This window comes from Pectobacterium carotovorum, from assembly GCA_016415585.1.
GTDB lineage: Bacteria > Pseudomonadota > Gammaproteobacteria > Enterobacterales > Enterobacteriaceae > Pectobacterium > Pectobacterium carotovorum_K.
Genome location: CP066552.1, coordinates 1,410,007 through 1,422,513, shown reverse-complemented (window position 1 = coordinate 1,422,513; position 12,507 = coordinate 1,410,007). Strand labels below are relative to the sequence as shown.

Sequence of the window (12,507 nt, the reverse complement as noted above, 5' to 3'; positions counted from 1 at the left end):
AGGTTATGGGAATCTCGTGAAACGCGGTTTTCACGGGTTTCATCAAATAGGTATTTGAGTATATGGGGATAAATGTCTCACATTCAACGACCAGCATGCGTGTAAAAAACAAATGGGGGATAAAATCCCCCATTTTTATTTTTTGATACAGCCAAATTGATTAATTATTCGCCGGAAGCCTGCTGTGTCTCGGGTTTGCCATAGATCAGCAATGGTTCGGACTGGCCCGCAATAACGGATTCATCAATGACGACTTTATCCACGCTTTCCAGCGATGGCAGGTCATACATGGTATCCAGCAGAGCAGCTTCAACGATAGAACGCAGACCACGCGCACCGGTTTTACGCACCATCGCTTTCTTGGCAATCGCCGTCAGCGCTTCATCGCGGAATTCCAGCTCGACGCCTTCCAGATTGAACAACGCCTGATACTGTTTGGTCAGCGCATTCTTCGGCTCACGCAGAATCTGAATCAGCGCGTCTTCGCTCAGTTCTCTCAGCGTAGCAACGACTGGCAGACGACCAATAAACTCAGGAATCAAACCGAATTTAATCAAATCACCTGGCTCAACCTTGCCCAACAACTCGCCTTCTGTCGCTTTATCTGCGGTGCCTTTAACCGTTGCGTTAAAGCCAATGCCGCGTCCCGTGTCGGTACGCTGCTCGATCACTTTGTCCAGACCCGCGAACGCACCGCCACAGATAAAGAGGATCTTGGAGGTATCAACCTGCAAGAACTCCTGCTGCGGATGCTTACGTCCACCCTGCGGTGGAACCGCTGCGATAGTGCCTTCGATCAGCTTTAGCAGAGCCTGCTGAACGCCTTCACCAGAGACATCGCGGGTGATCGATGGGTTGTCTGACTTACGAGAAATCTTGTCGATTTCATCGATGTAGACAATGCCACGCTGCGCTTTCTGCACATCGTAATCGCACTTCTGCAATAGCTTCTGAATAATGTTCTCAACGTCTTCACCGACGTAGCCCGCTTCAGTCAGCGTAGTCGCATCCGCCATAGTGAACGGAACGTCCAGGAAGCGCGCCAGCGTTTCAGCCAGCAGCGTCTTACCGCTCCCCGTAGGACCGATCAGCAGGATGTTACTTTTACCCAGTTCGATCCCGTTGCTGCTGTCACCATTACGCAAGCGTTTATAGTGGTTATAAACCGCAACGGCCAACACCTTCTTGGCCTGCTCTTGACCGATGACGTAATCGTCAAGGTGGCGGCGAATTTCGTGTGGCGTCGGCAACGCACTGCGCTCACGGTGGGGCGCCATTTCCTTAATTTCTTCGCGAATGATGTCGTTACACAAGTCAACACATTCATCGCAGATATACACCGACGGCCCGGCAATCAGCTTACGCACTTCATGCTGGCTTTTGCCGCAAAAAGAGCAGTACAGTAACTTTCCTGAACCGTCTTTGCGCTTATCTGTCATGAGTTAAACCTCTTTTTCGTCTTTTGCCCGCAGGCCAACCACAGCGATACCGCTACAACGAACGCCGATACTTATAGCTAATACGCGTAAAATAACCTCGCACAACAGACTATCGGTCGAACACTGATTTTTAGCTACACCAGACCGCTAATATGGCGAATTATCACCCACGGTTAGTGAATACGGAGTCTACCAAACCGTAATCTACTGCCTCACTGGCAGAGAGGAAACGATCGCGCTCGGTGTCTCTCTCTATCGCTTCAAGAGGCTGACCCGTATGTTTCGCCATCAGCTCATTCATCTTGGCTTTCACTTTCAGTATTTCTTTGGCATGGATTTCAATATCCGTTGCCTGCCCTTGGAAACCACCCAATGGCTGGTGAATCATGACGCGCGAGTTAGGCAGGCAAATACGTTTGCCTTTGGCTCCCGCCGTCAACAGGAACGCGCCCATGGAACAGGCCTGTCCCATGCAGATCGTGCTAACATCTGGCTTGATAAACTGCATGGTGTCGTAAATGGACATACCAGCAGTAATGACGCCACCTGGAGAGTTAATGTACAGATAAATGTCTTTTTCTGGGTTTTCGGCTTCCAGAAACAGCATCTGTGCCACAACCAGATTCGCCATGTAATCTTCCACCTGACCAGTCAGGAAGATTATCCGTTCTTTTAGCAGACGGGAATAGATATCGTAAGAACGTTCCCCACGCGAGGTCTGTTCAACCACCATCGGCACTAATGCCATATGAGGTGCTTGTCTTTCTTGTTCGCCACTGTATGACATTCACGTCTCCTAGATAAAATGCGTCCGGCACTCTTAGCGTTGTTCAATCATTGCGCGGTTCAATCATAGTAATACTCAATTCTACTAGAGATAGAGAGGGATGACTATGGAACCCTGCCCCACTTCAGTTGAACAACCCATACGACCGAGAATCCTTACCTGCTGTGCCCACTTTTCCTCTTCAGTGAGTGGGGGCACACGCATTGTATTTCAAGCTTACACTATCAATCGTTCTCTATTAAAGAGCCAATTATTTTATTCTTAATACGTTATCGGCACGGCAACACTGCAGTTTAACTCGTTGCCTGACCTAACAAATTCGCAGCCTGAGTTAATTGCCTGACTTAATAGTAGTGCAATTTCAGGCGGTCATTCTTCGTGTATCCCCTGACAGGAAAACCAGATACGACGTAGCCCCCAAACGATCATCATCAGTATTGCACAAAGAACCAAGCAAAAAGCCCGCGCCATAAGGCACGGGCTTTTGATTGGGAAGCATTCCCGCTACGCAATAAACAATGTTGATATCAACAAGGTTTATGCCGTAGTCGTTTGGTTCATCAGTTCGTTGAAGCTTACTGATTTCTCAACAACTTTCGCTTTAGCAAGTACGGTTTCTACCGCTTGCTCTTCCAGAGCAACGTTACGCATGTTGTTCAGCAGCTCTTTGTTTTTGCTGTAGAACTCGATAACTTCCTGCGGATCTTCATAAGCAGAGGCCATCTCTTCGATCAGCGCATTAACGCGTGCTTCGTCAGCTTTCAGCTCATTGGTGCTGATCACTTCGCCCAGCAACAGACCGATAACAACACGGCGTTTAGCTTGCTCTTCGAACAGCTCACGCGGTAATTCCTGCGCTTGCTTCTCGTTGCCGCCAAAACGCTGTGCAGCCTGGCGACGCAGAACGTCGATTTCGCCATCGATCAGTGCAACTGGCACGTCGATTTCGTTTGCGTTGATCAGTCCGTCCAGAACCTGAGTTTTCACACGGTTACGCACCGCGCCTTTCAGCTCACGTTCCATATTTTTACGAACTTCAGCACGCAGACCTTCCTGAGAACCATCAGCCACGCCGAAACGTTTGATGAATTCTTCAGTCAGTTCAGGCAGCTCACGCTCTTCAACTTTCTTCAGGACGATAGCGAACTGAGCCGCTTTTCCTTTCAGGTTTTCAGCGTGGTAATCTTCTGGGAAGTTCACGTTGATAGTGAATTCTTCACCCGCTTTGTGCCCAACGATGCCATCTTCAAAGCCTGGGATCATGCGATTCTGGCCCATTGCCAGAACGAAGTCGGACGCTTTTCCGCCTTCGAAGACTTCACCGTCGATAGAACCGGTGAAATCGATCGTTGCACGATCTTCCGCTGTCGCAGCGCGGTCAGTTTCTTTCCAGGTCGCCTGTTGCTTACGCAGCGTATCCAGCATGGTATCAACGTCAGCATCAGTGACTTCAACAACCGGTTTTTCAACTTCGATTGCATCCAGACCTTTCAGCTCGACTTCTGGGTACACGTCAAATTCAACAGAGTAAGTGAAGTCGCCACCTACAGCATATTCGCCAGGGATGTAGTTAGGCGCGCCAACCGGATTAATTTTTTCTTTGATGATCGCGTCAACAAAGTTGCGCTGCATCAGGTCACCCAATACGTCCTGACGCACAGAGGCACCATAACGCTGAGCAACAACATTCATCGGCACTTTGCCTTTACGAAAACCGTCAATACGTACTTTTTTGGCCGTGTTGACCAGCTCGCTCTTCACCGCACTCTCAATGATGTCAGCAGCAACGGTAATCGTTACGCGACGTCCCAGACCTTGAGTGGTTTCAACTGAAACTTGCATCTTGTTACCTCAAAAAATCACAGTGATCGGTCAACCCCAAAACTATTCTCGCGACGAAAAACTCTCACGACAGCGACACTTATTCAGACTGCTGCCACCGAAGGCGTACAGCTCAAATCAACCTCGCAGAACCGGGAAATTGCCAACCCCGTCCTTGTAGTCAGAAGCGTCCCGAATACATTCAGGAAAAAATTAGACGCGTATTATAGCGATATAGAGAGGATGAGTCGAGAACGGCGGGCGGACTATTACAGCAACGGATTCACACTTTTGTCAGTAACCCGCCCCGATATGCCAGGAACGGGCCATATTAATGACTTAAGAAAGGATGCCAGCGCCACCGCAAGGCGGTGAAGAAGGGACGGCATTTTGCAAACTGGTCCACTCTTTTGCCGTATACGTATGCAGCGCTAACGCATGCACTGACCCTGCCAGCTCCGTAGCCAACACGGCATAGACCGCACGATGTCGCCCAATCACGCGTTCGCCCGTGAATTTATCGCTGACCAGCACAACTTTAAAATGGCTTTCTGCTCCCGCAGGTACGTTGTGACGATAACTCTCATCAGTCACTTCTAAATGAACGGGTTTAAAACCCACACGCAGCTTGTCTTCTATCGTTTCACGCATCATACGGCTACCCTTTCGGCTTGGGGAAAATTTGATATCAACGCGACATTACTGTCATTCACCGATGCCCGAATCATTATAACCTCATCGTTTTTCAACCTGTTATGCGTAAAAACAGCATCGAGAGAAGAAAGCTGTACGCCACGGGTTGATATATCATCGACGGTCTTGATGTGATAAAAACGGTTTTTCCAGGTCAAAAGCGTGAAAAAGATGAATTTCAGGACAATTTACCTGCTATCGGATCTTTTTCCTGCCTGTGGCGATGATATGATATCAACAATATTTGTCAGCTCACCACACTAATCATTACTGAGAAAATACGAATGTTAAAAAAATTATTTTTCCCTCTTCTGGCCGTAATTCTGCTTGCAGGATGTGCAGCAAAAAGCAACACCTTGAACATCACCCCAAAAATTAGCGTGCCTTCTCAGGATCCGACGCTGATGGGCGTAACGATTAGCATCAATGGTGCAGACCAGCGCGCCGATCAAGCTCTGGCGAAAGTGAATCGCGATGGCCAACTGATTACGCTGACACCTTCTCGCGATCTGCGTTTCCTGTTGCAAGAAGCGTTGGAAAAACAAATGACCGCACGCGGTTACATGATCGGAGCCAGTGGCCCAGTCGCCTTGCAGATCGTAGTAAACCACCTGTACGCTGATGTCTCCGAAGGCAACCTGCGCTACAACATCACCACCAAAGCGGATATTTCCATCATTTCTCAGGCGGCGAATGGCAACAAGCAGGTGAAGAACTACCGCTCAACCTATAATGTTCAGGGCGCGTTTACTGCCAATAACGAAAATATTACCAATGCCGTTAACACGGTGTTAGGCGATGTCATCAACGACATGGCGCAAGACACGACTGTAAGTGGCTTTATCAAAGAAAACGCCCGTTAATTTCTGTACGCCGCTTCCCTTGCTCCTGAACACTCATGGAGCAAGGGAAAGGACTCTTCATGTTTAGTCGCATCATTGCTTTATTCAGCCAACGTAATTCGCTTTTTATGCTGTTGCTTGGCTTCGCTTCCGGTTTACCACTGGCATTGACATCAGGCACATTGCAAGCTTGGATGACTGTCGAGAATGTCGATCTGAAAACCATTGGTTTTTTCTCTCTGGTTGGTCAAGCCTACGTATTCAAATTCCTGTGGTCCCCGCTGATGGACCGCTACACCCCACCGTTTCTCGGCAGACGCCGCGGCTGGCTGATTCTCAGTCAACTTCTGCTGATCGCTGCCATTATTGGTATGGGATTTATGAACCCGGCTCGCGATCTCTGGTGGCTGGCTGCGCTGGCGGTTCTGGTCGCGTTCTGCTCCGCGTCTCAGGATATTGTTTTTGATGCCTATAAGACGGATTTACTTCCTCCAGAAGAACGCGGTACGGGCGCAGCCACCTCAGTATTAGGTTATCGTCTGGCGATGCTGGTTTCTGGTGGACTGGCGTTGTGGATGGCCGATCGCTATTTCGGCTGGCAGGCCACCTATTGGTTAATGGCAGGACTCATGCTGATCGGTGTGTTCGCGACCCTGTTAGCACCGGAACCACTGAATAGCCAGCCAGCGCCACGCAGCATGGAACAAGCGATTGTTGCCCCCCTGCGCGACTTCTTTGCACGCAACAATGCTTGGCTCATTCTTCTGCTTATCGTGTTATACAAGCTCGGTGATGCCTTTGCGGTCAGCCTGACGACAACCTTCCTGATACGCGGCGTTGGTTTTAATGCTGGTGATGTCGGGCTGGTGAATAAGACGCTTGGACTCTTCGCCACCATCGTGGGAGCCATTTACGGCGGATTATTGATGCAGCGGCTCTCGTTGTTCAGAGCGCTGATGCTGTTTGGTATTCTTCAGGCCGTGTCCAACGCGGGATACTGGCTGCTGGCTATCACAGCCAAAAGTCTGTTCACCATGGCTACCGCTGTTTTTCTGGAAAACCTCTGCGGCGGTATGGGAACGGCTGCGTTTGTCGCACTATTGATGACGCTGTGTAATAAATCGTTTTCAGCCACACAGTTTGCTCTGCTTTCCGCCCTTGCCGCCGTCGGACGGGTTTACGTTGGCCCTATCGCAGGCTGGTTTGTCGAATCCTATGGCTGGGCATGGTTCTACCTGTTCTCGATTTTTGCCGCGTTACCGGGCCTGGCCATCCTGCTGATCTGCCGTGAGACGTTGGAGTTTACCCAGAAAACCGACACCTTTCAGTTACGCACAAACTTCCAGAACTATTACAAGAAAGCCTTACATATGTTGGGATTGGGTGTGATCGTGCTGGCATTGTGGCTCATGCTGCTGATCAGCAATGCGCTGGAATGGTCCTCATTGCCTCTGTTGGCAGAATACCTGCTCGCCGCAGGCGGTACGCTTGCTCTGCTGGGCATTTTCTTCGGTAGCTTGTTGGATTACCTGTCACTCAGGCGGGCGTCAAAATCGTCAGTACGCTAGCTAATATTCGTTCAGGCAGTGCTCATCTGCTGCCTGAACCTATTACACCGTTCCTTTATTTAATTATTTTTCTCATAATATCTTGCTACAGGGAATTTTATTTCCTCGTAAAATCCCCCAAAACTAATTTCATTTGTCATCAAAAACGCAGGTTGAGCAAAAATTTCACCAAACTAAAAATAGAAAATAAGCGTTACGATGAGTTGTAATTTCTTATTATCCTTCCATACTCTTATCTGGGCAGCCTCTTAATTTGCTGTTTTTCAATACCATTTTTATTTTGGCTATCTTTGTGACATTAAGGGCAAAAAACAGCAACAAACGGCTGACATAACCTTAATCATGTTTACAGTGCAGTAACCTTCCCGTAAAATGCCCGCTCGCGTAAAATGACAATAGAGCCCTTGTTATTGAGGTCGCTAGATGAGACTCAAGAAATACAATACAATTTTTGGGATGCTGTCTTTATTTGCAGCCACTGCTTTGCTGAGCGGTTGCGATATGGCGCTGATGAACCCCAAAGGAGAGATCGGGTTAGAGCAAAGATCGTTAATACTGACTGCCATCGGGCTGATGTTGATCGTTGTGATTCCCGTTATCGTTATGACGATAGCTTTTGCCTGGAAGTTTCGTGCTTCCAATGAAAAGGCAAAATATACCCCGAACTGGTCACACTCCAATAAGATAGAAGCTGTAGTTTGGACTGTACCAATTATCATTATCGTCATTCTTGGCACGATTACCTGGAAGACGACCCACTCGCTTGATCCCTATAAGCCACTGGTGTCAGACGTCAAACCTATCAATGTCGAAGTTGTTTCGCTTGATTGGAAATGGCTGTTTGTTTACCCGGATCTAGGTATCGCGACGGTTAACGAACTGGCTTTCCCTGCCAACGTGCCTGTTGCGTTCAAGATCACATCCGACTCCGTGATGAACTCCTTCTTCATCCCTCGTCTTGGTGGACAAATCTATGCCATGGCCGGAATGCAGACGAAGCTCCACCTGATCGCTAACGAACCGGGCAAATATGACGGTATCTCTGGCGGCTATAGTGGTAAAGGCTTCTCTGGTATGAAGTTCACCGCGATTGCTACGCCAACTCAACAAGAGTTCGACCAGTGGGTTGCGAACGTTCGGTCGTCCCCTAAGACACTGAATACCATGGATGAATTCAACGCTTTGGCTAAACCAAGTGAATTCCATCCTGTCGAATACTTCTCCAGTGTCCAGCCGGATTTGTTTAATAATCTTATTCGCAAATTCACAGGCAGCGGCATGAACATGCAACATCATGGTGAAGGCATGAAGCACGACGAAAACATGCAACACAGTGAGGGTATGAACATGGGCGAGCATGGCTCGCACAAAGGAGCCGAGGGATAATACGATGTTCGGAAAACTTACACTCGATGCGGTTCCATATCACGAACCCATTATTATGGTCACCGTGGCGGCGATCATCGTTGGCGGCCTTGCGCTGCTGGCGGCAATAACCTATTTCGGTAAGTGGAAATGGCTGTGGGCCGAATGGTTCACCTCTGTCGACCACAAGAAAATCGGTATCATGTACATCATCGTCGGTCTGGTGATGATGATTCGTGGTTTTGCCGATGCCATCATGATGCGCGGCCAGCAGGTGCTTGCTTCTGCCGGACAAGAAGGCTTTCTAAACGCTCACCACTACGATCAGATTTTCACCGCGCACGGTGTCATCATGATCTTCTTCGTGGCGACGCCGTTTGTTGTTGGCCTGATGAACCTTGCGGTTCCTTTGCAGATTGGTGCACGTGACGTTGCTTTCCCCTTCCTGAACTCCCTTAGCTTCTGGCTGTTTGTGGCTGGTGTTGTCTTAATCAACCTTTCTCTCGGGGTGGGTGAGTTTGCGCAAACCGGCTGGGTGGCATATCCACCGCTTTCAGGGAAGGAGTACAGTCCCGGCGTCGGGGTCGATTACTGGATATGGAGTCTACAGATATCCGGTGTCGGTACTACGCTGACAGGGGTTAACTTCTTCGCCACCATTCTGAAGATGCGCGCACCTGGTATGACGCTGATGAAAATGCCAGTATTTACCTGGACGGCACTGTGTACCAACGTGCTGATCATCGCCGCATTCCCGATATTGACCGTTACCATTGCGCTGCTGACGCTTGACCGTTACCTCGGCACCCATTTCTTTACCAATGATATGGGTGGCAACATGATGATGTACATCAACCTGATTTGGGCATGGGGTCATCCTGAGGTTTACATTCTGGTGCTACCAATATTCGGTGTTTACTCCGAAGTAGTTGCCACCTTCTGTAAAAAACGTCTGTTTGGCTACACCTCACTGGTATGGGCAACCATTGCGATTACGGTTCTGTCGTTCATTGTTTGGCTGCACCACTTCTTTACCATGGGGTCCGGCGCAAACGTCAACGCCTTCTTTGGCATAGCCACCATGATTATTTCAATCCCGACCGGGGTTAAAATCTTCAACTGGCTGTTCACCATGTATCAAGGCCGTATTCAGTCTCACTCCACGATGCTGTGGACCACGGGCTTCATCATTACCTTCACCATTGGTGGGATGACCGGGGTTCTGCTGGCCGTGCCGGGGGCGAACTTCGTCCTGCATAACAGCCTGTTCCTGATTGCTCACTTCCACAACGTGATCATCGGCGGCGTCGTGTTCGGTTGCTTCGCGGGTATTACTTACTGGTTCCCGAAAGCCTTTGGCTTCACCCTGAACGAAACCTGGGGCAAACGCGCGTTCTGGTTCTGGATTATCGGCTTCTTTGTTGCCTTCATGCCGCTGTACATTCTTGGCTTCATGGGGATGACGCGCCGTCTGAGCCAGCAAATCAACCCTGAGTTCCACGCCTTGCTGGTTGTGGCCTCCATCGGTGCGGTTTTGATCGGTATCGGTGTGCTGTGTCAGGTTATTCAGTTCTACGTCAGTATCCGTGACCGTCACCAGAACCGCGATCTGACGGGCGACCCGTGGGGTGGACGTACGCTGGAGTGGGCAACCTCTTCTCCTGCACCGTTCTATAACTTCGCTATCGTGCCACACATCAACGATCGTGACGCATTCTGGGAAGCGAAAGAGAAAGGTGAAGCTTACAAGCGCCCTGCCAGCTATGAAGATATTCACATGCCGAAGAACACCGGCGCCGGTGTGATTATCTCCGCATTCAGCCTGGTATTCGGTTTTGCCATGATCTGGCATATCTGGTGGCTTGCCATCGCTGGCTTCGCTGGCATGATTGTGACCTGGATTGTGCATAGCTTTAATCAAGACGTGGATTACTACGTGCCGGTTAAAGAAATTGAGCAAATTGAGAATCAGAATTTTGATCAACTCAGTAAGGCAGGCGTGAAACATGTCAACTGAAACTCTGACTAACCACAATACAGCCCATGCAGAGCATGGGCACCACGACACAGGCGCGACCAAGGTATTCGGCTTCTGGGTCTACCTGATGAGCGACCTGATTATTTTCGGGTCACTGTTCGCAACCTATGCGGTACTGGTTAACGGTACTGCGGGTGGCCCAACCGGGAAAGAGCTTTTCCAACTGCCTTTCGTGCTGGTGGAAACGTTCGCCCTGTTGTTCAGTAGTATTACCTACGGCATGGCGATGATCGCCATGAACAAGGGCAACAAATCCCAGGTTAATGCCTGGCTGGGCGTGACCTTCCTGTTCGGTCTCGTGTTTATCGGGATGGAAATCTATGAGTTCCATCATCTGATCGTTGAAGGCTATGGCCCGGATCGCAGCGCGTTCCTGTCTGCCTTCTTCGCACTGGTCGGTACCCACGGGATTCACGTAACAGGCGGTCTGATTTGGTTGGTCATCATGATGATTCAGGTCTCTAAACGTGGCCTGACTGCAACCAACAAAACACGTCTGATGTGCCTTAGCCTGTTCTGGCACTTCCTCGACGTGGTATGGATCTGTGTCTTCACCGTTGTTTATCTGCTGGGGGCGATGTAATGAGTCATTCAACAACCGATCATTCAGGTGCCAGCCACGGCAGCGTTAAGTCATACGTGATAGGTTTTGTTCTGTCTGTAATTTTGACAGTGATTCCTTTCAGTATGGTTATGAGCGGCACTGCCTCGCATAGCGCCATCCTTTTCACGGTGGTGGGATGTGCAGTGGTTCAGATTCTGGTACATCTGGTGTACTTCCTGCACCTGAATACGTCCTCAGAAGAGCGCTGGAACGTGGTGGCTCTTGTGTTTGCCGTCCTGATTATCGCTATTGTCGTCGTGGGCTCCATCTGGATTATGATGAGCGCACACCACAATATGATGATCCAGTAACAGAGCCGTAAAAGATGATTAAGCAATACCTGCAAGTTACTAAACCAGGAATTATTTTCGGAAATCTGATTTCCGTTATCGGTGGATTTCTCCTTGCGGCCCAAGGCCGCATTGATTATCCCCTGTTTTTCGCCACCCTCGTGGGTGTGTCGTTAGTCGTTGCATCTGGCTGCGTGTTTAACAACGTCATTGACCGCGACATCGACAAGAAAATGGAGAGAACCAAAAATCGGGTTCTGGTAAAGGGACTGATTTCGCTGAAGGTAACGCTGGTTTACGCATCACTGTTAGGTATTGCGGGCTTTGCTCTGCTCTACATCGCGGCTAACCCGCTGGCCATGTGGCTGGCGGTGATGGGCTTCGTCGTGTATGTCGGTGTGTATAGCCTGTACATGAAGCGGCATTCTGTTTATGGCACGCTGATTGGCAGCCTGTCCGGCGCAGCACCACCGGTTATCGGTTACTGTGCCGTCAGCAACCAGTTCGATGCTGGCGCGTTGATTCTGCTGCTGATCTTTAGCCTGTGGCAGATGCCGCATTCATACGCGATTGCGATTTTCCGCTTCAAGGATTATCAGGCCGCTAACATCCCGGTACTACCGGTTGTGAAAGGCATCTCCGTTGCGAAACACCACATCACGCTGTACATCGTGGCGTTTGCGGTAGCGACTCTGATGCTGTCTCTCGGCGGCTATGCCGGCTACAAATATCTGATCGTTGCCGCAGCAGTTAGCGTCTGGTGGTTGGGTATGGCGCTGTCAGGCTATAAAAATGCGATTGATGACCGCGTGTGGGCAAGAAAACTGTTTGTTTTCTCCATTGTCGCGATTACCTCGCTGAGCGTCATGATGTCTGTGGATTCAATGGCACCAGCGCATGAAATCATGCTGACCTATCTGCGTTAATCACAAGCAGCGTTACATGCATTAAGAAAAACAGGTGGCTCGTCCACCTGTTTCTTCTTCTGCCCTCCCCCGCCTCTCCTCCGCCAAATCACGTAACAAACCTATCGTTTACTGTTTGGTCAATAACGCACTAA

General features: G+C 49.6%; 11 protein-coding genes. 7 read left to right on the top strand and 4 right to left on the bottom strand.

The window, feature by feature from the left end:
- Positions 1-164: 164 nt before the first annotated feature.
- The 4 genes from clpX to bolA form a co-directional block, all read right to left on the bottom strand.
- Positions 165-1,439: an ATP-dependent protease ATP-binding subunit ClpX gene (gene clpX / locus JFY74_06300; GenBank protein ID QQG29651.1), complete on the bottom strand. Its 1,275-nt coding sequence runs from the start codon at positions 1,437-1,439 to the stop codon at positions 165-167.
- A 163-nt stretch (positions 1,440-1,602) separates the two neighbouring features.
- A complete protein-coding gene (gene clpP / locus JFY74_06295) occupies positions 1,603-2,226 on the bottom strand; it encodes an ATP-dependent Clp endopeptidase proteolytic subunit ClpP (protein QQG29650.1) in 624 nt (207 codons plus the stop codon).
- Between the two features lie 537 nt (positions 2,227-2,763).
- Positions 2,764-4,068 (bottom strand): trigger factor, encoded by a 1,305-nt coding sequence (tig, locus tag JFY74_06290; protein ID QQG29649.1) that lies wholly within the window; start codon positions 4,066-4,068, stop codon positions 2,764-2,766.
- 318 nt (positions 4,069-4,386) lie between these two features.
- Positions 4,387-4,701 (bottom strand): transcriptional regulator BolA, encoded by a 315-nt coding sequence (bolA, locus tag JFY74_06285; GenBank protein ID QQG29648.1) that lies wholly within the window; start codon positions 4,699-4,701, stop codon positions 4,387-4,389.
- A gap of 323 nt (positions 4,702-5,024) precedes the next feature.
- Here bolA and JFY74_06280 point away from each other — a divergent pair, with 323 nt between their 5' ends.
- The 7 genes from JFY74_06280 to cyoE all read left to right on the top strand — a co-directional run bounded on the left by JFY74_06280 (position 5,025) and on the right by cyoE (position 12,373).
- Positions 5,025-5,603, top strand: a complete 579-nt coding sequence (locus JFY74_06280; protein QQG29647.1) for a lipoprotein — start codon at positions 5,025-5,027, stop codon at positions 5,601-5,603.
- Between the two features lie 59 nt (positions 5,604-5,662).
- Positions 5,663-7,150 (top strand): muropeptide MFS transporter AmpG, encoded by a 1,488-nt coding sequence (gene ampG, locus JFY74_06275; GenBank protein QQG29646.1) that lies wholly within the window; start codon positions 5,663-5,665, stop codon positions 7,148-7,150.
- 423 nt (positions 7,151-7,573) lie between these two features.
- Entirely contained in the window at positions 7,574-8,536 is a 963-nt protein-coding gene (gene cyoA / locus JFY74_06270; protein ID QQG29645.1) for a cytochrome o ubiquinol oxidase subunit II, read from the top strand.
- A gap of 4 nt (positions 8,537-8,540) precedes the next feature.
- Positions 8,541-10,532, top strand: coding sequence for a cytochrome o ubiquinol oxidase subunit I (gene cyoB / locus JFY74_06265; GenBank protein ID QQG29644.1), 1,992 nt, complete (start codon positions 8,541-8,543; stop codon positions 10,530-10,532).
- On the top strand, positions 10,522-11,136 hold the full coding sequence (locus JFY74_06260) for a cytochrome o ubiquinol oxidase subunit III (protein ID QQG29643.1): 615 nt from the start codon (positions 10,522-10,524) through the stop codon (positions 11,134-11,136). The genes cyoB and JFY74_06260 overlap by 11 nt, the downstream gene beginning before the upstream one ends.
- On the top strand, positions 11,136-11,468 hold the full coding sequence (locus JFY74_06255) for a cytochrome o ubiquinol oxidase subunit IV (protein QQG29642.1): 333 nt from the start codon (positions 11,136-11,138) through the stop codon (positions 11,466-11,468). Before JFY74_06260 ends, JFY74_06255 begins: the two co-directional genes overlap by 1 nt.
- Before the next feature lie 14 nt (positions 11,469-11,482).
- A complete protein-coding gene (gene cyoE / locus JFY74_06250) occupies positions 11,483-12,373 on the top strand; it encodes a protoheme IX farnesyltransferase (GenBank protein QQG29641.1) in 891 nt (296 codons plus the stop codon).
- The last annotated feature ends 134 nt before the right edge of the window (positions 12,374-12,507 follow it).

Bases quoted from the DNA above. Each gene is read 5' to 3' on its own strand.
- clpX (QQG29651.1), bottom strand. From the start codon at position 1,439: ATGACAGATAAGCGCAAAGACGGTTCAGGAAAGTTACTGTACTGCTCT.
- clpP (QQG29650.1), bottom strand. From the start codon at position 2,226: ATGTCATACAGTGGCGAACAAGAAAGACAAGCACCTCATATGGCATTA.
- tig (QQG29649.1), bottom strand. From the start codon at position 4,068: ATGCAAGTTTCAGTTGAAACCACTCAAGGTCTGGGACGTCGCGTAACG.
- bolA (QQG29648.1), bottom strand. From the start codon at position 4,701: ATGATGCGTGAAACGATAGAAGACAAGCTGCGTGTGGGTTTTAAACCC.
- JFY74_06280 (QQG29647.1), top strand. From the start codon at position 5,025: ATGTTAAAAAAATTATTTTTCCCTCTTCTGGCCGTAATTCTGCTTGCA.
- ampG (QQG29646.1), top strand. From the start codon at position 5,663: ATGTTTAGTCGCATCATTGCTTTATTCAGCCAACGTAATTCGCTTTTT.
- cyoA (QQG29645.1), top strand. From the start codon at position 7,574: ATGAGACTCAAGAAATACAATACAATTTTTGGGATGCTGTCTTTATTT.
- cyoB (QQG29644.1), top strand. From the start codon at position 8,541: ATGTTCGGAAAACTTACACTCGATGCGGTTCCATATCACGAACCCATT.
- JFY74_06260 (QQG29643.1), top strand. From the start codon at position 10,522: ATGTCAACTGAAACTCTGACTAACCACAATACAGCCCATGCAGAGCAT.
- JFY74_06255 (QQG29642.1), top strand. From the start codon at position 11,136: ATGAGTCATTCAACAACCGATCATTCAGGTGCCAGCCACGGCAGCGTT.
- cyoE (QQG29641.1), top strand. From the start codon at position 11,483: ATGATTAAGCAATACCTGCAAGTTACTAAACCAGGAATTATTTTCGGA.